This window comes from Burkholderia cepacia (assembly GCF_001039005.1).
In the GTDB taxonomy this organism is placed as follows: Bacteria; Pseudomonadota; Gammaproteobacteria; order Burkholderiales; family Burkholderiaceae; genus Burkholderia; species Burkholderia theae.
The window spans coordinates 70,315-90,888 of sequence record NZ_LDWR01000028.1 but is presented as its reverse complement, the minus strand read 5'-3'; the positions used below and the strand labels follow the sequence as shown (position 1 = coordinate 90,888).

General features: G+C 67.0%; 24 protein-coding genes. 19 read left to right on the top strand and 5 right to left on the bottom strand.

Features of this window, described 5'->3' with window-relative positions; all coding sequences use genetic code 11:
• Positions 1-76: 76 nt before the first annotated feature.
• Positions 77-601 (top strand): O-acetyl-ADP-ribose deacetylase, encoded by a 525-nt coding sequence (locus VL15_RS17195; RefSeq protein ID WP_048247060.1) that lies wholly within the window; start codon positions 77-79, stop codon positions 599-601.
• Between the two features lie 34 nt (positions 602-635).
• Here the strand turns inward: VL15_RS17195 and trmL are convergent, their stop codons facing one another.
• Positions 636-1,106: a tRNA (uridine(34)/cytosine(34)/5-carboxymethylaminomethyluridine(34)-2'-O)-methyltransferase TrmL gene (trmL, locus tag VL15_RS17190; RefSeq protein ID WP_048247058.1), complete on the bottom strand. Its 471-nt coding sequence runs from the start codon at positions 1,104-1,106 to the stop codon at positions 636-638.
• A gap of 99 nt (positions 1,107-1,205) precedes the next feature.
• Complete coding sequence (locus VL15_RS17185; RefSeq protein WP_048247163.1) at positions 1,206-2,009, bottom strand: ComF family protein; 804 nt, start codon at positions 2,007-2,009, stop codon at positions 1,206-1,208.
• A gap of 83 nt (positions 2,010-2,092) precedes the next feature.
• On the opposite strand from VL15_RS17185, the gene VL15_RS17180 reads away from it, so the two are divergent.
• The 8 genes from VL15_RS17180 (at position 2,093) to VL15_RS17145 (ending at position 9,140) form a co-directional block, all read left to right on the top strand.
• Complete coding sequence (locus VL15_RS17180) at positions 2,093-3,058, top strand: methyltransferase domain-containing protein (protein ID WP_048247056.1); 966 nt, start codon at positions 2,093-2,095, stop codon at positions 3,056-3,058.
• Positions 3,059-3,253: 195 nt separating this feature from the next.
• Entirely contained in the window at positions 3,254-3,778 is a 525-nt protein-coding gene (locus tag VL15_RS17175; RefSeq protein ID WP_048247054.1) for a DUF2244 domain-containing protein, read from the top strand.
• Between the two features lie 57 nt (positions 3,779-3,835).
• Positions 3,836-5,425: a cytochrome c oxidase subunit II gene (gene coxB / locus VL15_RS17170; protein ID WP_048247052.1), complete on the top strand. Its 1,590-nt coding sequence runs from the start codon at positions 3,836-3,838 to the stop codon at positions 5,423-5,425.
• Positions 5,426-5,468: 43 nt separating this feature from the next.
• Complete coding sequence (gene ctaD, locus VL15_RS17165) at positions 5,469-7,076, top strand: cytochrome c oxidase subunit I (protein WP_048247050.1); 1,608 nt, start codon at positions 5,469-5,471, stop codon at positions 7,074-7,076.
• A 69-nt stretch (positions 7,077-7,145) separates the two neighbouring features.
• The gene (locus VL15_RS42735) at positions 7,146-7,286 is read left to right on the top strand and encodes a cytochrome oxidase small assembly protein (RefSeq protein ID WP_048247049.1); all 141 of its coding nucleotides are present in this window, start codon (positions 7,146-7,148) and stop codon (positions 7,284-7,286) included.
• A 35-nt stretch (positions 7,287-7,321) separates the two neighbouring features.
• Complete coding sequence (locus tag VL15_RS17155; protein ID WP_048247048.1) at positions 7,322-7,930, top strand: cytochrome c oxidase assembly protein; 609 nt, start codon at positions 7,322-7,324, stop codon at positions 7,928-7,930.
• A 16-nt stretch (positions 7,931-7,946) separates the two neighbouring features.
• Entirely contained in the window at positions 7,947-8,144 is a 198-nt protein-coding gene (locus VL15_RS17150; protein WP_048247046.1) for a DUF2970 domain-containing protein, read from the top strand.
• 138 nt (positions 8,145-8,282) lie between these two features.
• A complete protein-coding gene (locus tag VL15_RS17145; RefSeq protein WP_048247044.1) occupies positions 8,283-9,140 on the top strand; it encodes a cytochrome c oxidase subunit 3 in 858 nt (285 codons plus the stop codon).
• 184 nt (positions 9,141-9,324) lie between these two features.
• Here the strand turns inward: VL15_RS17145 and VL15_RS17140 are convergent, their stop codons facing one another.
• Positions 9,325-9,534: a twin transmembrane helix small protein gene (locus VL15_RS17140; RefSeq protein ID WP_048247042.1), complete on the bottom strand. Its 210-nt coding sequence runs from the start codon at positions 9,532-9,534 to the stop codon at positions 9,325-9,327.
• A gap of 84 nt (positions 9,535-9,618) precedes the next feature.
• On the opposite strand from VL15_RS17140, the gene VL15_RS17135 reads away from it, so the two are divergent.
• The 5 genes from VL15_RS17135 to VL15_RS17115 are packed head-to-tail and all read left to right on the top strand — an operon-like array spanning position 9,619 to position 13,701.
• Entirely contained in the window at positions 9,619-10,329 is a 711-nt protein-coding gene (locus VL15_RS17135) for an SURF1 family protein (protein WP_048247161.1), read from the top strand.
• A 60-nt stretch (positions 10,330-10,389) separates the two neighbouring features.
• Positions 10,390-11,016: an SCO family protein gene (locus tag VL15_RS17130; RefSeq protein WP_048247040.1), complete on the top strand. Its 627-nt coding sequence runs from the start codon at positions 10,390-10,392 to the stop codon at positions 11,014-11,016.
• 25 nt (positions 11,017-11,041) lie between these two features.
• Positions 11,042-12,154: a COX15/CtaA family protein gene (locus VL15_RS17125; RefSeq protein ID WP_048247038.1), complete on the top strand. Its 1,113-nt coding sequence runs from the start codon at positions 11,042-11,044 to the stop codon at positions 12,152-12,154.
• A gap of 8 nt (positions 12,155-12,162) precedes the next feature.
• A complete protein-coding gene (gene cyoE / locus VL15_RS17120) occupies positions 12,163-13,065 on the top strand; it encodes a heme o synthase (RefSeq protein ID WP_048247036.1) in 903 nt (300 codons plus the stop codon).
• A gap of 18 nt (positions 13,066-13,083) precedes the next feature.
• Positions 13,084-13,701, top strand: a complete 618-nt coding sequence (locus VL15_RS17115) for an SCO family protein (protein WP_048247034.1) — start codon at positions 13,084-13,086, stop codon at positions 13,699-13,701.
• 144 nt (positions 13,702-13,845) lie between these two features.
• On the opposite strand, the gene VL15_RS17110 is transcribed toward VL15_RS17115, so the two are convergent.
• On the bottom strand, positions 13,846-14,136 hold the full coding sequence (locus tag VL15_RS17110; protein ID WP_034179097.1) for a YciI family protein: 291 nt from the start codon (positions 14,134-14,136) through the stop codon (positions 13,846-13,848).
• Positions 14,137-14,371: 235 nt separating this feature from the next.
• On the opposite strand from VL15_RS17110, the gene VL15_RS17105 reads away from it, so the two are divergent.
• On the top strand, positions 14,372-16,006 hold the full coding sequence (locus VL15_RS17105) for a methyl-accepting chemotaxis protein (RefSeq protein ID WP_048247032.1): 1,635 nt from the start codon (positions 14,372-14,374) through the stop codon (positions 16,004-16,006).
• A gap of 188 nt (positions 16,007-16,194) precedes the next feature.
• Entirely contained in the window at positions 16,195-17,010 is an 816-nt protein-coding gene (locus tag VL15_RS17100) for a MetQ/NlpA family ABC transporter substrate-binding protein (RefSeq protein ID WP_048247030.1), read from the top strand.
• Between the two features lie 110 nt (positions 17,011-17,120).
• Here VL15_RS17100 and VL15_RS17095 read toward each other — a convergent pair whose 3' ends face one another.
• Positions 17,121-17,429 (bottom strand): VF_A0006 family four-cysteine protein, encoded by a 309-nt coding sequence (locus VL15_RS17095; RefSeq protein ID WP_048247028.1) that lies wholly within the window; start codon positions 17,427-17,429, stop codon positions 17,121-17,123.
• 333 nt (positions 17,430-17,762) lie between these two features.
• Between VL15_RS17095 and VL15_RS17090 the strand changes: the two genes are divergently transcribed.
• The 3 genes from VL15_RS17090 (at position 17,763) to VL15_RS17080 (ending at position 20,559) form a co-directional block, all read left to right on the top strand.
• Entirely contained in the window at positions 17,763-18,728 is a 966-nt protein-coding gene (locus tag VL15_RS17090; protein ID WP_048247026.1) for an ABC transporter substrate-binding protein, read from the top strand.
• Positions 18,729-18,866: 138 nt separating this feature from the next.
• The gene (locus VL15_RS17085) at positions 18,867-19,763 is read left to right on the top strand and encodes an ABC transporter permease (protein ID WP_048247024.1); all 897 of its coding nucleotides are present in this window, start codon (positions 18,867-18,869) and stop codon (positions 19,761-19,763) included.
• 1 nt (position 19,764) lies between these two features.
• The gene (locus VL15_RS17080; RefSeq protein WP_048247023.1) at positions 19,765-20,559 is read left to right on the top strand and encodes an ABC transporter ATP-binding protein; all 795 of its coding nucleotides are present in this window, start codon (positions 19,765-19,767) and stop codon (positions 20,557-20,559) included.
• Positions 20,560-20,574: the final 15 nt, after the last annotated feature.

Below are 20,574 nucleotides of genomic sequence, written 5' to 3'. Positions count from 1 at the left end.
CCGGTGCGGCCGCGCCAAGCGCGCGGCGCCAAAGCGCACTACGCTTGAACAGTCTCCGGCGTTCAGGGAGGTTGTCATGCTGCAGATCCATTCCACCACGCTCGATGCGCAGCTCGTCGACATCACGACACTCGATGTCGACGCGATCGTCAACGCCGCGAACGGTTCGCTGCTCGGCGGGGGCGGCGTCGACGGCGCGATTCATCGCGCCGCCGGCCCCGGCCTGCTCGTGGAGTGCCGCACGCTCGGCGGCTGCGACACGGGCGACGCGAAGCTCACGCGGGGCCACGGGCTGCCGGCGCGCTACGTGATCCATGCCGTCGGGCCCGTATGGCACGGCGGCGGGCGCAGCGAGCCCGACCTGCTCGCGTCGTGCTACCGGCGCGCGATCGAACTGGCCGAGGAGGTTGCCGCGACGTCGATCGCGTTTCCGGCGATCAGTTGCGGGATCTACCGCTATCCGGCCGGCGAGGCCGTCGACATCGCGGTCGGCACCGTCGCCGAAATGCTGCCGCAGGCACCGAGCCTCACACGCGTGGTGTTCGCGTGCTTTTCCTCCGACATCTACGACCTGTATCGCGCGCGGCTCGCGCGTGCGTGACGCATTGCGCGGCGCGGGCCGTGCCCGGCGCGCGTCAGGCGCCGCCTTCGAAGCCGGCCTGGCGCCACGCCTCGAACACGACCACCGCGACCGTGTTCGACAGGTTCAGGCTGCGGTTGTCCGGCCGCATCGGCAGGCGCACGCGCTGTTCGTTCGGGAAGCGTTCGAGCAGCTCGGCGGGCAGGCCGCGCGTCTCCGAGCCGAACACGAACCAGTCGCCGGGCAGGAACGCGTGATCGTGGAAGCGGCCCGAGCCGCGCGTCGTGAACGCGAACATCCGCGCGGGATCGGGCGATTCGGCCGCGACGAACGCGTCCCAGTCGCGGTGCACGCGCATCTGTGCATATTCGTGATAGTCGAGGCCGGCGCGGCGCATCCGTGCGTCGTCGAGCGGAAAGCCGAGCGGCTCGATCAGGTGGAGGCGCGCGCCCGTGTTGGCGCACAGGCGGATCACGTTGCCGGTGTTCGGCGGAATTTCGGGGGCGACGAGGACGACGTTGAACATGTTTCGGTTTGGCTGGGCCGGCCGGGGCGGAGCAATGTGCTCGTTCCCGGCCGGCCGGTTCGTGACGGCCGCGTTCGGGCGGCCGGCCTCTGTATCTAATTAATCCCTGGCGGTGCGCAGCGCAACCAGATTCGTCACGCGCGCGGCGCCCGCCGCCTTCAGCGCGTGCGCGGCGGCCGCGAGCGTCGCGCCGGACGTCATCACGTCGTCGACGAGCGCGACGTGACGGCCGGTGACGTCGCCGGCCACCGCGAATGCCGCCATCACGTTGTCGCGTCGCGCGCGAAGGTCGAGCCGCGACTGCGGCGCGGTGTCGGTCACGCGCGCGAGCAGCGCCGCATCCGCGCGGACGCCGAGCCGGCGCGCGAGCGGACGCGCGATCGCCCATGCCTGGTTGTAGCCGCGCGCGACGAGCCGCCGGTGCGACAGCGGCACCGGCGCGACCAGGTCGAAGCCGCTTGTGCCGTGCGTATCGTCGACCAGCCGGGCGAGCCGCGCCGCGAATTCGGCGCCGATCGCGAGTCGCGCATGAAACTTCAGGCCGCGCGCGAGCCCGTCGAGCGGCGCGCGGTAATCCGCAAGCGCGAGCGTCGCGTCGAATGGCGGTGGCGCCGTGCGGCACGCGTCGCACCGATAGGCGGCCGCGCGGCCGGCGCTGGTTTGCCCGCCACGGGACGGGGGCGAACGCGGCCGCCCGGCGCCCAGCGGCAGCGCGCAGACGTCGCAGCGCAGCCGCGCTTCATTCCAGTACGCGGCGTCGCAAGCGCCGCAAATCACGGCATGTGACAAATTGCCGCACAGCGCGCAGCGATTCGGCAGCGCGACCGCGGCGATGCGTGCCGCCAGCGCGCGAACCTGCGACAAAACGACGCGCATCGTGCGCGGAGCGGAACTGCGGATCATCGCGAACACTCCTGGCCGCCCCGTCTCGATGAAGCCTGCGGGGCGAGCGAGTATACTTCGGGCTCTTCGCCAGTGTGCCCGACATGTCCCCAGCTTCGACTTCAACCAGCCGTCCGGCCAATGACGCCGGGCGCCTGCGGCGGATCTTCGACCGCCGTGCCGCCACGTTCGACGCGGTCGCGTTCCTGCCGCGCGAGATCGCGCAGCGGATGAACGAACGCCTCGAATACATCAAGGTGAGTCCGACGGCCGTGCTCGACGCGGGCTGCGGCCCCGGCGACGACCTGCCGGCGCTGCGCGCGCGCTTTCCGGAAGCGCCCGTATTCGGCGTCGACCTGTCCGGCGCGATGCTCGCGCGGGCCGGTCAGCGCGAGGTCGAGCAGACGAGCTGGCGCCGCTGGCTGCCGGCTTCGCTCGGCCGGGCGCTGGGTCAGCGCGGCCCGCGCGTCGCGCAGGCCGATTTCGCCGCGCTGCCGTTTCCGGGCGGCGCGTTCGACCTGATCTGGTCGAATCTCGCCCTCCACTGGCATTCGCGCCCCGACGCGGTGTTGCCCGAATGGCAGCGCGTGCTGCGCGTCAACGGCCTGCTGATGTTCAGCACGCTCGGCCCCGACACGCTGCGCGAACTGCGCGCGGCCTGCGCGGACGCCGAAGCGGCGCTCGGCATCGCGCCGCCCGCCGCGCGCGTGATCGATTTTGTCGACATGCACGACCTCGGCGACATGCTCGTCGAGAGCGGCTTCGAGATTCCCGTGATGGATCAGGAAGTGCTGACCGTCACCTACAAATCTCCCGATTCCCTGCTGGCCGACGTACGCCGCTGGGGCGCTTATCCGTTCGAGCGCGCGGCGCCGCAGCGCGCGACGCGGCGCTTTCGCGCGGCGCTCGGCGACGCGCTGGAGGCGCGCCGGCGCGAGGACGGCACGATTCCGCTGACCTTCGAGGTGATCTACGGCCACGCCTGGAAGGCCGTGCCGCGCACGACCGCCGAAGGGCACGGGATCGTGCGCATCGAGGACATCGGGAAGGGCCGTCCGAAGAATCGGTAAAGCGGTAAAGAGGGGTTTTGTTATGTCTGAAATTAGCGGCGCAAAGCGGGGTCGAATTGGCGCCAAAAACGGCCGGAAAGCTTGTCGCGCTTGGCTTGCGGGGCGATAGGCGCTTGCTTGTGGATGCCATTGAACCCGCCTATAATGCGTCAGCTTGTCGTCCCGGGGTCCCCGCAATACGGGGCGACGAGTCCGATGCAGGCATGCATCGCATGCCATTCGCGTGAGGCGGCGATGGAAGCAGCGAGTGTTTCGGCGGAGACGACGAACGGCGAACCGGTCCTCGAAGACTGGCTGATCAAACGCAACTGTTCGGTGTCGCCACGCCAGTTCGTGCTGTTTTACGCGTCGCTTGCGGGCTTCTCGCTGGTGATTGCGACGTTGCTGATGTGGAGGGGGGCCTGGCTCGTCATGCCCTTCACCGGAATCGAGTTGCTGGTGGTGGGTGTCGCATTTGCGATCTATGCTCGCCATGCGGTCGATTACGAACGCATCAGGCTGTTTCCGCACCGGCTCGTGATCGAGCGGATGGATGCGGAGCGGCTCACGCAGATCGAATTCAACCCGCGCTGGGTGCGGGTCGAGCCGGGGGCGACGCCACGCGATCCGATTCGACTGGTATCGCGCGGGCAGACCGTCGTAATCGGGCAGCATCTCGCGCAGTACAAGCGTGCGCAGTTTGCCGACGAACTGCGCGTGTCGCTCAGGCGCTGCGGCTGACGAGGCGCGGGCACCGGCCGGGAACAGGCCGGCGGCTTGCGACGGGGGAGGGTTTGAATGGAAATTTTGGGTAAGGATGCTATGAAAACAATCAAGCGAGCCCTCACGGGCGTGCTGGCATGCAGCGGTTTGCTCTTTGCCGGTGCCGCCCTGGCGGTCGGTGATAGCCCGGGCGGCCCCCGCGTCAACGAGATCAACTTTCAGCCGCCGGTCACGAAAATCGCCGAGGAGCTCTACGATCTCCACACGATGATGCTGATCCTGTGTACGGTGATCTTCGTCGGCGTGTTCGGCGTGATGTTCTATTCGATCTTCGCGCACCGCAAATCCAAGGGCCACAAGGCCGCCAATTTCCATGAAAGCACGACCGTCGAGATCATCTGGACGATCGTGCCGTTCGTCATCGTCGTGCTGATGGCGCTGCCGGCGACGAAGGCCGTCGTCGCGATGAAAGACACGACGAACGCCGATCTCACGATCAAGGTCACCGGCTACCAGTGGAAGTGGGGCTACGACTACGTGAAGGGCCCGGGCGAGGGCATCGGCTTCCTGTCGACGCTGAGCACCCCGCGTGACGAAGTGATGGGCAAGAAGCCGATCACCGACACCTATCTGCAGGAAGTCGACAACCCGCTCGTCGTGCCGGTCAACAAGAAGATCCGCATCATCACGACCGCGAACGACGTCGTCCACTCGTGGTACGTGCCCGCGTTCGGCGTGAAGCAGGATGCGATTCCCGGCTTCGTGCGCGACACGTGGTTCAAGGCCGACAAGGTCGGTACCTTCCGTGGTTTCTGTACCGAGCTGTGCGGCAAGGAACACGCGTTCATGCCGGTCGTCGTCGAAGTCCTGTCGGAAGACGACTACGCGAAGTGGGTGACCGCGCAGAAGGCCAAGATGGCCAGCGCGGCGGTCGATCCGAACAAGGTTTACACGATGGCCGAACTCGTCGCGCACGGCGAGGAAGTCTACAAGGCGAACTGCGCGGCCTGCCACCAGGTGAGCGGCAAGGGCCTCGGCGCGTTCCCGGCGATGGACGGCAGCCCGATCGTGAACGGCCCGATCGCCGGACACGTCGAGCGCGTGCTGCACGGCAAGGGTGCAATGCCGTCGTGGGCATCGCTGTCGGACCTCGACATCGCGTCGGTCATCACGTACGAGCGCAATTCGTGGGGCAACCACAAGAACGACCTGCTGCAGCCGAAGCAAGTGGCTGACGCGCGCAACGGCAAGATGCCGGAAGACACGGCGGGCGCAGCGCCACCGGCTGAAGCGGCGCCGGCGCAAGCCGCGTCGGCCGCAGCCGAGCAGCCGGCGGCAGCATCGGCATCGGCCGCACTGTCGACGATCTACTTCGAAACGGGCAAGAGCGTGCTGCCGGCCGACGCGAAGGCGGCGATCGCCGCCGCGGCCGACTATGCGAAGGCACATCCGGACGCGAAGCTCGCGCTGTCGGGTTTCACCGACACGACGGGCTCGGCCGACGCGAACGCCGAACTGGCCAAGCACCGCGCACAAGCCGTGCGCGACGCGCTGAAGGCGGCCGGCGTGGCGGAAGACCACATCATCATGAAAAAGCCGGAAACGATCACGGGCGGGGCTGACGCTAAGGAAGCCCGGCGGGTCGAGATCGGTCCGGCGGCTTGACGTGTCGCTCAGTTAGTCGACGTATTCGCATTAGGAGATTCTCATGTCTAGCATCGGGCACGACGTAGCCGCGGACCACGCGCACGACGACCACGCGCACGAAACACCGCATGGCTGGCGGCGCTGGTTGTTCGCCACCAACCACAAGGACATCGGTACGCTGTACCTGCTGTTCTCGTTCATCATGTTCCTGTCGGGCGGCGTGATGGCGCTCGGCATCCGTGCCGAGCTGTTCGAGCCGGGCCTGCAGATCATGCGTCCGGAGTTCTTCAACGAACTCACGACGATGCACGGTCTGATCATGGTGTTCGGCGCGATCATGCCGGCGTTCGTCGGCTTCGCGAACTGGATGATTCCGCTGCAGATCGGCGCATCCGACATGGCGTTCGCGCGGATGAACAACTTCAGCTTCTGGCTGCTGCCGGTTGCTGCCGTGCTGCTGGTCGGCTCGTTCTTCGCGCCGGGCGGCGCGACGGCCGCCGGCTGGACGCTGTACGCACCGCTGTCGACGCAGATGGGCCCGGGCATGGACTTCGCGATCTTCGCGGTCCACTTGATGGGTGCATCGTCGATCATGGGCGGGATCAACATCGTCGTGACGATCCTGAACATGCGCGCGCCGGGCATGACGCTGATGAAGATGCCGATGTTCGCGTGGACGTGGCTGATCACGGCGTACCTGCTGATCGCGGTGATGCCGGTTCTGGCAGGCGCGATCACGATGGTGCTGTTCGACCGTCACTTCGGCACGTCGTTCTTCAACGCGGCAGGCGGCGGCGACCCGGTGATGTATCAGCACATCTTCTGGTTCTTCGGCCACCCCGAGGTGTACATCATGATTCTGCCGGCGTTCGGGATCGTGTCGCAGGTGATCCCGGCGTTCGCACGCAAGACGCTGTTCGGCTATAGCTCGATGGTGTACGCGACGGCTTCGATCGCGATCCTGTCGTTCATGGTCTGGGCGCACCACATGTTCGCGACGGGCATGCCGGTCACCGGCCAGCTGTTCTTCATGTACGCGACGATGCTGATCGCCGTGCCGACGGGCGTGAAGGTGTTCAACTGGCTCGCGACGATGTGGCGCGGCTCGATGACCTTCGAAACCCCGATGCTGTTCGCGATCGGCTTCCTGTTCGTGTTCACGTTCGGCGGCCTGACGGGCCTGATGCTCGCGATGGCGCCGCTCGACATCCAGTATCACGGGACCTACTTCGTGGTGGCGCACTTCCACTACGTGCTGGTGGCGGGCTCGTTGTTCGCGCTGTTCTCGGGCTGGTATTACTGGGCACCGAAGTGGACCGGCTGGATGTACAACGAGACGCGCGGCAAGATCCACTTCTGGGCGTCGATGATCTTCTTCAACCTGACGTTCTTCCCGATGCACTTCGTCGGCCTCGCAGGCATGCCGCGTCGTTATGCGGACTACCCGGCGCAGTTCACGGACTTCAACCAGGTTGCGACGATCGGTGCATTCGGCTTCGGCCTTGCGCAGGTGTACTTCCTGTTCGCGGTCGCGCTGCCGGCCTACCGTGGCGGCGGCGAGCTGGAAAAGGCGTCGGACAAGCCGTGGGATGGCGCGACGGGCCTCGAGTGGACGGTGCCGAGCCCGGCTCCCTTCCACACGTTCGAGCAACCGCCGCACGTCGAGTAAGTTTCACAGTGCGTTCCGCCGCTGCCTGCCGTGCAGGCAGGCGCGGCGGGCGCCGAACCGAAGTTTCAGATGACCCGGAATCCACAAGAAAGACGAACGCCCGAGCAGATCCGCGCGGGCAACAAGCGGCTCGGCCTCGTCCTGCTCGTCATCGCCGCCGTTTTTTTTATGGGTGTCGTGATCAAGCAGTGGTGGCTGTCCACTCACTGATGCAGTAACTGACGCAGTAGCGAGGAAGTTGTCGTATGTCGAAGCCGGAAGAGGGCGCCGTCGATCGCGCGTTCAATCGTTCGATGCTGGTGAAGCTCTTCGTCGTGGCCGGGCTGATGTTCGGGTTCGGCTTCGCGCTGATCCCGATGTATCGGGCGATCTGCCAGATCACCGGCATCAACAACCTGGTGCAGCGCGACGTCAGCGAGCGCGAGGTGAAGAACTCGCAGGTCGACACCAGTCGCACGGTGTCGGTCGAGTTCGATGCGAACGCGCGCGGGCCGCTCGGTTTCAAGCCGGAGCACAACAGTCTCGACGTGCATCCGGGCGAACTGACGACGATCGTGTACGACGTGACGAACGGGCAGGGCAGGCCGGTCGTTGCACAGGCGATTCCGAGCTACGCGCCGAAGCAGGCGACGGAGTTCTTCAAGAAGATCGAGTGCTTTTGCTTCACGCAGCAGACGCTGGCCGCGAACGAGTCGCGCAAGATGCCGGTGGTGTTCGTGATCGATCCGAAACTGCCGAAGGACGTGAAGACGATCACGCTGTCGTACACGTTCTTCGAACTGAATACGCCGGCCGCACCGGCGCCGGCGACGCGCAGCACGGCATCGCAGGGCGCGGCGACGCCGGGTGCATGACGACGGAGGCGGGGCGATGACGGAGGTCAAGCGCGGTGGGTTCGGCCAGGCAGTGAAGGCCGTGCTGTGGTCGTTCTTCGGGGTGCGCAAGCGGCGCGACCTGGAGGCCGACGCGACGCAGCTGAATCCGCTGCACGTGCTGATCGTCGCGTTGATCGCGGCCGGCGTGTTCATCGGCGTGCTGATCCTGATCGTGCGTGCGGTCGTGGGCTGAAGCCCGCGGCAACGAAAGAATGCAGTGCGCGGCGCCACGGCGACGCGTGCGGATAAGCGCGGTGGCGGTCACGCCGCGCAAGAAATAAAGCCGGAGCGGTTTCCGGTACACAAATTGGACTGAAGTGGAGAATCAAGCATGAGCGGTCAAAACCAGACCCCGTACTATTTCGTGCCGCATCCGTCGCACCATCCGATCAGTGCGGCCACCGGCCTGCTGGTCATGCTCGGATCGGCGGCGCTGTGGATCAACGGTCACGACTGGGCGCCGTTTACGGCGTTGCTCGGCCTGCTGTGGTTGCTCTTCACGCTGTATCACTGGTTCGGCGACGCGATCGCCGAATCGGAAGGCGGTCATTACGGCAAGAACGTCGACAAGTCGTACCGCTGGAGCATGAGCTGGTTCATCTTCTCGGAAGTCATGTTCTTCGGCGCGTTCTTCGGCGCGCTGTTCTACGCGCGTGAAATCGCGCTGCACCAGCTCGGCAGCCTCGACTACAAGCTGATCTGGCCGGATTTCTCCGCCGTGTGGCCGAACGAAGGCCCCGCAGCCCTCGCCGGTCACTTCAAGACGATGGGCCCGTGGCCGGTCCCGACGCTGAACACGGCATTCCTGCTGTCGTCCGGCGTGACGCTGACGATCTCGCACCACGCACTGCGTGACGATCACCGCAAGAAGGCGATCGCCTGGATGGCCGCGACGCTCGCGTTCGGTATCTGCTTCCTGTTCCTGCAGGGCTTCGAGTACTACCACGCGTACAACGAACTGAACCTGACGCTGAATTCGGGCGTGTACGGTTCGACGTTCTTCCTGCTGACCGGCTTCCACGGCTTCCACGTGTTCCTCGGCGGCACGATGCTCGCGGTGGTGCTGGTGCGGATGATCCGCGGCCACTTCACGCCCGAACATCACTTCGCATTCGAAGGCGCCGCGTGGTACTGGCACTTCGTCGACGTCGTCTGGCTCGGCCTGTACGTCGTCGTCTACTGGCTGTAAATGGAAAAACGGTCCGCGCAGCAATGCGCGGGCCGTTTTCATTGGTGTCGAGCGGGCAGCGGCTGGCTGCCTGCCGACACCACCCTGGCGCCGCCGCGACTCAGTCAGGCGGCGCTTTTGCTTGGTGCCGCGGCCGTGCGGCGAAATGTCACAGCGGGTGGCAGCGGCCGTGGCGGCAAATGCATCAACGCCCGATCGGCAAGCCCGTCGGATGGATCCAGCCCATCCAGTTCGCGAGCAGGATGAGCAGGAACAGCGAGACCGACAGCCCGACGCGGGTGGCGAGTGACCAGACCATGCGTTTCGTGTGGCCGCGGTCGTGCATCATGAAGTAGAGCGCCGAGCCCATGCTGGCAATGATGAGGACGAAGGCGATGGGAACGAGTATGTGCATGACACGAACCGGACGACGGCAATTCGAAAGGAAGGGGATAATTATCGCACTTCGCTTTCGCGCATGTGCCGGGCGGGCGGCATGATGAAGATTCGCTGGCTGCCTGCGCTGCTGATCCTCGTCGTCGTCGCGGTCACGATCCGTCTCGGCTTCTGGCAGCGCGACCGTGCGCACCAGAAGGAAGCGCTGCAGGCGAGCGTCGAGCGCTTCGAGCATGCGGTGCCCGTCGACATCGGCGCGCAGCCGATTCCGCTGGCGTCGATCGAGTTTCATCGCGTGCGTGCGAAGGGCCGTTTCGTGCCCGAGCAAGCCGTGTTCCTCGACAATCGGCCGTATAACGACCAGCCGGGTTTTTACGTCGTGATGCCGTTTAAACTCACGGGCGGCGGCGTCGTGCTCGTCAACCGCGGCTGGCTGCCGCGCAGCATCGCCGATCGCACGGCGATCGAGCCGTTCGCGACGCCCGCGGGCGACGTCGAGATCGTGGGCATCGCGCGCGCCGACGCGTCGCGCGCGTTCGAACTCGGCGAAGGCGGGTCGGCGGCGCACCAGAAGATCCGGCAGAACCTGGACGTCGGCGCGTATGCGCAGGAAACGGGGCTGCCGCTGCAGCCGTTCGTGATCCAGCAGACGAGCGACGACGGCGACAAGCTGGTGCGCGACTGGCCGGCGGCAACGACCGGCGTCGAGCGCAATTACGGTTACATGTTTCAGTGGTGGGCGATGGGGGCGGCCGCGCTCGGCTTCGGGCTGTACGCCGCGCGGCGTGCGGCGAAGAAGTCGGCCGGCGCGTGAGTGCCATGCCAGGACGCGGCGCAAGTGCCGCGGGTTCGTTTCGAGAGGTCTGATTTGTCCATGCAATCTTCCCGTCAGGGTCCGGCCGCCGAGCCGGTTTCGCCGGCGGCCCGCAAGCGCGGCCGCTGGATGCTCGTGCTGCTCGGGCTCGTATGCGCCGCGCCGATGCTCGCGTCGTACTTCACCTATTACGTGATCAAGCCGAAGGGCGGCTCGACGAACTACGGCACGCTGATCGAGCCGCAGCGGCCGATTCCGGCGGATCTGCAGGTCACCGACGAAACCGGCAAGACCGTGCCGCTGTCGTCGCTGCGTGGCGTATGGCTGTTCGTGATGACCGACCGCAGCGCGTGCGACGAAGCGTGCGCGCAGAAGCTCTATTTCATGCGCCAGATCCGCGTCACGCAGGCGGGCGAACGGCACCGGATCACGATGGTGTGGCTGCGCGGCGATGCGGGCGCGACGCCGCAGAAGGTGCTGGATGCGTATCCCGACACGCGCCGGCTCGTCGCCGATCCGGCGGCGGTTGCCGCGTGGCTGCCGGCCGACACCGGCACGAAGGACAGCGACCACATCTACATGGTCGATCCGAACGGCAACCTGATGATGCGTTTCCCGAAAGATCCGAATCCCAGCAAGATCAAGGCGGACGTCACGAAGCTGCTGAAGTGGTCGAGCATCGGCTAAGGCGAGAGAACGAGGCACCATTCCGATGTCGTATCTACTGCAACTCGGCCTGATCGGCTTCTGCATCGCGCTGCTGCCGCTGTCGTACGTGTGGGTGAAGGCCGACGACAACAAGTTCCGCAAGCTCGTGTGGATCACCACCTTCCTCACCCTCGATCTGGTGATGTTCGGCGGCTTCACGCGGCTGACCGATTCGGGGCTCGGCTGCCCCGACTGGCCCGGCTGCTACGGCACGTCGTCGCCGTTCATCGCGCACGCCGCGATCACGGCCGCGCACCAGGCGATGCCGACGGGCCCCGTCAGCATGTCCAAGGCGTGGATCGAGATGATCCACCGCTATTTCGCGATGGCGATCGGCGTGCTGATCATCGCGCAGGTCGTGATCGCATGGTCGGCGCGGCTGCGCCGCCGCCCGCTGCACGTGTCGCCGTGGTGGCCGACGAGCCTGCTGCTGCTGATCGTCGTGCAGGGCGTGTTCGGCGCGTGGACGGTCACGATGAAGCTGCAGCCGGTGATCGTCACGACCCACCTGCTGCTCGGCCTCATGCTGCTCGGCACGCTCGGCTGGCTCGCGGCGCGGCAGACGCCGCTGCCGTCGCATGACCCGGAGGCCGGACGCTATCGCGCGGCCGCGCTCGCGGCGCTCGTGCTGCTGGTCGTGCAGATCGCGCTCGGCGGCTGGGTGAGCACCAACTACGCGGTGCTCGCGTGCACCGATTTCCCGACCTGCAATGGTCAGTGGATTCCGCCGATGGACTTCGGGCAGGGCTTCCACCTGTGGCGCGCGCTCGGGATGACGAAGGACGGCGACGCGATCACGCAGGACGCGCTGGTCGCGATCCACTGGACGCACCGCACGTTCGCGTTCGTCGTGGTCGCTTACCTGGTCGCGTTCGCGCTGAAGATGCGCCGCTTCGAATCGCTGCGGCGGCCCGCGAACGGCGTGCTGCTGGTCGTCCTGCTGCAGTTCGTGACGGGCCTGACCAACATCGTGCTGCAGTGGCCGCTGCCGGTCGCCGTCGCGCACAACGGCGGGGCCGCGATCCTGCTGCTGCTCGTCGTCATGTTAAACTTTCGCATCCTTTCAAGCCGCCCCGGCCGTGTCGCGCAGCCTGCGCGCGACGCCGCCCCGGCGTGACCGCCCCCATGCAAAGCACCCTCTCCCAATCGCCCGGTAGCCGGTTTTCCCAGTACATGGCGCTGACGAAGCCGCGTGTCACGCAGCTCGCGGTGTTCTGCGCGGTGATCGGCATGTTCCTCGCGACGCCGGGCATGGTGCCGTGGCATGTGCTGATCGGCGGCACCGTCGGCATCTGGCTGCTGGCCGGCGCCGCGTTCGCGATCAATTGCCTCGTCGAACAGAAGATCGACGCGATGATGCGCCGTACCGCGTGGCGCCCGTCCGCGCGCGGCGAGATCACGACGCCGCAGATCCTGGTGTTCTCGGCCGTGCTCGGCAGCGTCGGCGCATGGACGCTCTATACGTTCACGAACCCGCTGACGATGTGGCTGACGATCGCGACGTTCGTCGGCTACGCGGTGATCTACACGCTGCTGCTCAAGCCGATGACGCCGCAGAACATCGTGATCGGCGGCGCGTCGGGCGCGATGCCGCCGGCGCTCGGGTGGGCCGCGGTCACCGGCGCGGTGCCCGGCGACGCGTGGATTCTCGTGCTGATCATCTTCGTGTGGACGCCGCCGCATTTCTGGGTGCTCGCGCTCTATCGCCGCAAGGATTACGAGAGCGCGGGGCTGCCGATGCTGCCCGTCACGCACGGCGAGAAATTCACGCGGCTGCACATCCTGCTGTACACGGTGATCCTGTTCGCGGTCACGCTGATGCCGTTCATCTCCGGGATGAGCGGGGCTGTCTACCTGACGAGCGCGGTGCTGCTCGGCGCGGTGTTCCTCGCGTATGCGTGGAAGATCTACCGCGACTATTCGGACGAACTCGCCCGCAAGGCCTTCCGCTACTCGATCGTCTATCTGTCGCTGCTGTTCGCCGCGCTGCTCGTCGATCACTACGCACGCCCGCTGCTCGGCGTGTAACCGCACGGTTTGAACGCAATGCTCCATTCACGGTTCGGGCGCCGCGCGCGCCAAGGCTGGATGCTCGCGTGCGCATTCGCGGCAGCGCTGCTGCTCGCCGGATGCGACAACGCGCCGAAATTCCAGAATCTCGACATCACCGGCAACACGCAGTTCGGCAACGACTTCTCGCTGCCCGATACGGCCGGCAAGGTGCGCACGCTCGCCGACTTCAAGGGCAAGGCTGTCGTGATGTTCTTCGGCTATACGCACTGCCCGGACGTGTGCCCGACCACGATGGCCGAGCTGTCCGAGGCGCTGAAGCAGCTCGGGCCCGATGCCGCGAAGCGCGTGCAGGTGCTGTTCGTCACCGTCGATCCGGAGCGCGACACGCCGGCGCTGCTCGGCCAGTACGTGCCCGCGTTCGATCCGTCGTTCATCGGCCTGCGGCCGGCCGACGAAGCGGCGCTGAAGAAGGTCACGAAGGATTTCCGCGTCTATTACGCGAAGGTGCCCGGCAAGGCGCCCGACAGCTACACGATGGATCACACCGCCGCGAGCTACGTGTTCGACCGCGACGGCAAGCTGCGCCTGTTCGTGCGCGACGGCCAGGGTCCCGGCCCGTGGGTCCACGACCTGAAGCTGCTGGTCGACTGAGCGGCATCCGCCGGGCGCGCGGCCCGGCGATCGCGTTGACGGCCGCCACGCGCCGTCACGCTTTCTCTCTTCCCCTCTCGTTGTTTGCATGCGCTGCCCGTCGGGCGGCCCGTCGGCCTGCGCGTGCGTTGCGCTGGCGTCGCGTTACGGCAGCGCCGGCACGTTGAAGCCGGAGGCGGCGCGCGTGATCCGGAATTCCGTCACGCGATACGTGGCGAGCCCCTCGGTGACGAACGGATCGGTCTTCAGGATCGCGTCCAGCTCGTCGCGATCGATGCGGGCCGCGAGGATCACGCCGCCTTCGCGCGGCACTTTCGGCCCGGCCGCGATGAAGATGCCCTTGTCGAACAGCGGCTGCAGATACGCGCGGTGGCGTTCGAGCGCGTCGTCGATGCGCTCGAGCGACGCGGTGTAGTGGATGTCGATGACGTACATGGATGGCCCTGGAATATCGCCGGCGCTGCGCGCGCCGGCCAGCCGGTCTTTGTAGCACAGCGGATGCGGGCTGTCGCGCCGGCGGGCGCGTGGCGGGGCGGTTGCCGCGTGTCGGCGACTGTTCACGGCACCGGCGTGTATTCAAGTTGTAAGCCTCGTTGCCGTAAATAAAAGGGCAACCGTTTGCGCGCGGCGGGCCGTTCGTGCGCATCGACTTCGACAACAAGGCACGCAGATGAGCAGAATGAGTTTGAACCGCAAGCTGTGGCTCGCGCTTGCGCTGGTATGGATCGGTCTCCTGGGCGTCGGCGCATGGAGCGCCTACGAGACGCGCGCGACGATGCTCGCCGAACGCAAGGCGGGCATCGCGAACCTGGTCGACTCGGCGGCCGGCATCGTGACGGCGTATCACGCGCTCGCGCAGAGCGGCACGCTGCCCGAGGCCGACGCGAAGCGCGACGCACTCGCGAGCCTCGCCGCGATGCGCTACGGCGATTCGGGCTATGTGTTCGTGATGGACTCGAAGCCGGTCGTGCTGATGCATCCGACGCTGCCGAAGCTGGTCGGCACGCAGGTCGGCGACTATCTCGATCCGGACGGCAAGCCGCTGTTCGTCACGATCCTGAACGCGGCGAAGGCGACCGGCAGCGGCTTCGCCGAATATCGCGGGCGATTGCCGCACAGCGAGACCGCCGTGCCGAAGATCAGCTACGTCACGCGATTCGCGCCGTGGGACTGGAACATCTCGAGCGGCGTCTTCCTGAAGGACATCGACACCATCTACTACCGCACGCTGCTCGGCCACCTCGCGGTCGTGTTCGTGATCGGCTTCGTGATCAGCGCGGCGATGCTGGTGATCATCCGCAACGTGCGCGGCAGTCTCGGCGGCGAGCCCGACGAAGCGGCCGCGCTCGCGACACGCATCGCGCAGGGCGACCTGACGCAGCCGGTGCCCGTGCGCGCGGGCGACCAGACGAGCATGATGGCCGCGATGCACGACATGCAGGCACGGCTGCAGGCAACGATCGGCGGGATTCGCCAGTCGGCCGAAGCGATCGCGTCGGCGAGCCGCGAGATCTCGGCCGGCAACGACGACCTGTCGCAGCGCACCGAGGAGCAGGCCGCGTCGCTGGAAGAAACGGCGGCGAGCATGGAGCAGCTGACCGCGACGGTGAAGCAGAACGCGGACAACGCGCGGCAGGCGAGCGGGCTCGCGAACAATGCGTCGGACATCGCGCGCACCGGGAGCGACGTCGTGAACCGCGTGATCGGCACGATGGGCGAGATCGACGACAGCTCGCGCAAGATCGCCGACATCATCGGCGTGATCGAGGGCATCGCGTTCCAGACCAACATCCTCGCGCTGAACGCGGCGGTCGAGGCCGCGCGGGCGGGCGAGCAGGGCCGTGGCTTCGCGGTGGTCGCGGGCGAGGTGCGCTCGCTCGCGCAGCGCAGCGCGACCGCCTCGAAGGAAATCCGCGAGCTGATCGTCGACTCGGTCGAGCGCGTGCGCAACGGTTCGACGCTGGTCGGCCAGGCCGGCACGACGATGGGCGAGATCCTGCAGGCGGTCGCGCGCGTGACCGACATCATGGGCGAGATCGCGGCCGCGTCCGAGGAGCAGGCGAGCGGCATCACGCAGGTCGGGCGCGCGGTCACGCAGATGGACCAGGTGACGCAGCAGAACGCGGCGCTCGTCGAGGAGGCCGCCGCGGCCGCCGCGTCGCTGCAGGAACAGGCCGCGCGGCTGCGCGACACGGTCGGCGCGTTCCGGACCGGCGACGCCGGCGGCCTGTCGCCGCGCCGGGCCGGCGCACGGTCGGCCGAACCCGCGTTCGGCGCGAAGGCGGCCGACGAGATGGTGGCTTGACGTTGGCGGTTTAAACGCAACTAACGGCCGGGTCATGCAGCCGCCGCCAGCACCGCTGCGGTGCATACCCATATGAGCGGGATGTATTTCACTTCCCGCCGATCCTGTGACACCATTTGCGCCTTCCTGCGAGTCGGGGCTTACCCGTATCGCGCCCTATTTCCAGTAAGCAAGAAAGCGAGAAACAGATGAAGCGTCGCAGTCTCCTGAAGGTATTTTCCGTGCTGGCTACCGGTGCAGCGCTGACGCTGTCGGCGGGCGCGCACGCCGAAGACAAGGTGATCAAGGTCGGCACGGTCGCCGGCCCGGATTCGGAAGTGTGGCAGCTCGTGCAGAAGGTCGCGAAGGAGAAGGAAGGCCTGAACGTGAAGGTCATCGAGTTCAACGACTACGTGCAGCCGAACGCGGCGCTCGACTCGGGCGACCTCGACGCGAACAGCTTCCAGCACCAGCCCTACCTCGACAGCCAGGTGAAGCAGCGCGGCTACAAGATCGTCAGCGCGGGCCTGACCTACATCTCGCCGATCGGAGTGTACTCGAAGAAGTTCAAGGCGCTGAAGGACCTGCCGCAAGGCGCGAAGCTCGCGGTGCCGAACGATCCGTCGAACGAGAACCGCGCGCTGCTGCTGCTGCAGACGCAAGGCGTGATCAAGCTGAAGGCGGGCGCCGGCACCGGCGGCAACAACGCGACGGTGCTCGACATCGCCGAGAACCCGAAGAAGCTGAAGATCTCCGAACTCGACGCCGCGCAACTGCCGCGCGTGCTGTCGGACGTCGACGCGGCCGTGATCAACACCAACTACGCGCTCGCCGCGAACCTGCAGCCGACCAAGGACGCGATCGCGCTCGAAGCGCTGACGAGCCCGTATGCGAACCTGATCGCCGTGCGCGCGAAGGACAAGGACCAGCCGTGGGTGAAGAAGCTGGTCAAGGCGTACCAGTCGCCGGAAGTGAGGGAATTCATCAAGAAGCAGTTCAAGGGCTCGATGGTCGCGTCGTTCTGAACGCCGCACACCGGTCGGACCGCTGAACGAAAAGGGCCTGCATCGCGCAGGCCCTTTTTCATTGGCGCAGCCGATCGACGGCCGCGCGGCGCCAGGCGTTCAGCGCGCGCTCACATCTCGCCGCGCCGCGAGCAGATCGACATGATCTGCTGGATCGCGTAGTTGTCGCGCACGCCCGGCAGCGACTGCACGACGCACTCGTGATAGCGGCGCTCGCGCGGCAGCAGCATCGCGTTGTTGCGGTACAGCGCGTCGCAGGAGCGCTGGATCAACTGGGCCGCCGCGCCGTTGCGGCTTTCGCGCAGCGCGTTGAGCATGCAGTCGTCGTATTGCTCGCTGCCGTCGGTCAGCGCGAACGCCGCCCCCGGTAGTGCCAGCGCGACGGCCGCGAATGCGATTGCACGGATCCCCCGTTTCATCTGTCCTCCGATGGAGTGGAATGGGTCGGCCGACAGCATAACGTAAAGCCGCAAGCGCGGCTGACGCGTTGCTCGGACACCGGCGGAAACCGCCGCGGGGCGGGCTTCGCGCGGGGTCGCGGGGCGCTCGCGGGCGGTGCGATCCGGTGCGCCGGGCGAAAGCGCGGAGTCAGGCGGTGGTCTGCGGAAATGGTATCCTCGTGCGTTCGCCGCCGCACGCCTTCCCGGGGCGCGAGCGGGCCGGCCGCGGCTGCGTTTCACGCGCGGCGCGCCCGCATGACGGCGGCGGGAATCCATCATCCAGAACCGACACAATACGGGGGAGACTCACCCATGAAGCGATTCAAGACTTTCGCGATCCGTTCGATCACGGCCGGCGTGGCCGCACTCGCGCTGGCAGGCGCCGCGCATGCGCAGACCGTCAAGGTCCTGTCGATCGTCGACCATCCGGCGCTCGATGCGATCCGCGACGGCGTGCGCGCCGAGCTGAAGGCGGAAGGCTTCGGCGACGACAAGCTCAAGTGGGAATACCAGAGCGCGCAGGGCAACACGGGCACGGCCGCGCAGATCGCGCGCAAGTTCGTCGGCGATCAGCCCGACGTGATCGTCGCGATCGCGACGCCGGCCGCACAGTCGGTCGTCGCGGCGACCAAGAGCGTGCCCGTCGTCTATTCGGGTGTCACCGATCCGGTCGCCGCGCAGCTCGTGAAGGGCTGGGGCCCGTCGGGCACCAACGTGACGGGTGTGTCCGACAAGCTGCCGCTCGATCGCCAGGTCGCGCTGATCAAGCGCGTCGTGCCGAATGCGAAGACGGTCGGCATGGTCTACAACCCGGGCGAGGCGAATTCGGTCGTCGTCGTTCAGGCGCTCAAGGAGCTCCTCGCCAAGCAGGGGATGACGCTCAAGGAAGCGGCCGCGCCGCGCACCGTCGACATCGGGCCGGCCGCGAAGAGCCTGATCGGCAAGGTCGACGTGATCTACACGAACACCGACAACAACGTCGTGTCCGCGTACGAAGCGCTCGTGAAGGTCGCGAACGAAGCGAAGATCCCGCTCGTCGCCGGCGATACCGACAGCGTGAAGCGTGGCGGCATCGCGGCGCTCGGCATCAACTACGGCGACCTCGGCCGCCAGACGGGCAAGGTCGTCGCGCGCATCCTGAAGGGCCAGAAGCCGGGCGCGATCGCGTCGGAGACGAGCAGCAACCTCGAGCTGTTCGTCAACACGGGCGCGGCCGCGAAGCAGGGCGTGACGCTGTCGTCGGATCTCGTGAAGGAAGCGAAGACGGTCATCAAGTAAGCCGCGGCCCGACCGCCGCGCTGGCAGGCCCGATCCGGGCCTGAACGACACCGCCGGACGGGCGGCTCCCACCCGGGGCCGCCCGTTCGCTTCGCCCGGCCGTACACGTCCGGCCGGGAAGCAACAGGATTTCCCATCATGTCTCTGTTCTCGTTACTGGGCGCCCTGGAGATCGGCCTGATCTTCAGTCTCGTCGCCCTCGGGGTGCTGATCTCGTTTCGCATCCTCAACTTTCCCGACCTCACCGTCGACGGCAGCTTTCCGCTCGGCGGCGCCGTTGCCGCGACGCTGATCTCGGCCGGCTACGACCCGTTCTCCGCAACAGTGTTCGCGATCGTCGCGGGCGCGGTGGCCGGCTTCATCACGGGCTGGCTCAACGTGCGCCTGAAGATCATGGATCTGCTCGCCAGCATCCTGATGATGATCGCGCTCTATTCGGTGAACCTGCGGATCATGGGCCGGCCGAACGTGCCGCTCATCACCGAGCCGACGCTCTTCACCGTGCTGCAACCCGACTGGATGCCCGACTACGTGCTGCGCCCGGCGCTGCTCGCGATCGTCGTCGTGGTCGCGAAGCTCGGCCTCGACTGGTTCTTCTCGTCGCAGCTCGGCCTCGCGATGCGCGCGACCGGCGCGAACCCGCGGATGGCGCGTGCGCAAGGCATCGCGACGGGCCGCGCGACGCTCGCCGGGATGGCGCTGTCGAACGCGCTCGTCGCGCTCGCCGGCGCGCTGTTCGCGCAGACGCAGGGCGGCGCGGACATCTCGATGGGGATCGGCACGATCGTGATCGGGCTGGCCGCCGTGATCATCGGCGAGACGCTGCTGCCCGCGCGCCGGCTCGTGCTGACGACGCTCGCCGTCGTGCTCGGCGCGATCGTCTACCGCTTCTTCATCGCGCTCGCGCTGAACAGCGAATTCATCGGCCTGAAGGCGCAGGATCTGAACCTCGTGACGGCCGCGCTCGTCACGATCGCGCTGGTGCTGCCGGCGACGCGCAAGAAGCTGTTCGCGCGCAAGAACGGAGGGGCATGACATGCTGTCCGCACAAGACCTGAAACTCACGTTCAATCCCGGCACGCCGATCGAGACGCGCGCGCTGCGCGGGCTGTCGCTCGAGATCCCCGACGGCCAGTTCGTCGCGGTGATCGGCTCGAACGGCGCCGGCAAGTCGACCTTCCTCAATGCGGTCAGCGGCGACCAGCGCGTCGATTCGGGGCGCATCTCGATCGACGGCACGGACGTCACGCGCCAGGCCGCGTGGGACCGCGCGCACCTCGTCGCGCGCGTGTTCCAGGATCCGATGGCCGGCACCTGCGAGGCGCTGACGATCGAGGAGAACATGGCGCTCGCGACGGCGCGCGGTGTGCGGCGCGGCTTCCGGGCCGCGCTCGACCGGCCGTCGCGCGAGCTGTTCCGCGACAAGCTGCGGCTGCTGAATCTCGGCCTCGAGAACCGGCTGACCGATCGGATCGGGCTGCTGTCGGGCGGCCAGCGGCAGGCCGTGAGCCTGCTGATGGCGTCGCTGCGGCCGTCGCGGATCCTGCTGCTCGACGAGCACACGGCCGCGCTCGACCCGAAGACGGCCGCGTTCGTGCTGGAGCTGACCGCGCGCATCGTCGCCGAGAGCAAGCTGACGACGATGATGGTCACGCACAGCATGCGGCAGGCGCTCGACTACGGCGACCGCACGGTGATGCTGCATCAGGGGCAGGTCGTGCTCGACGTGTCGGGCGACGCGCGCAAGGGGCTCGACGTGCCGGACCTGCTGCAGATGTTCGAGAAGGTGCGTCACGAGCAGCTCGACGATGACGCGTTGTTGCTGAGCTGACCGGCGGGCCGGCGC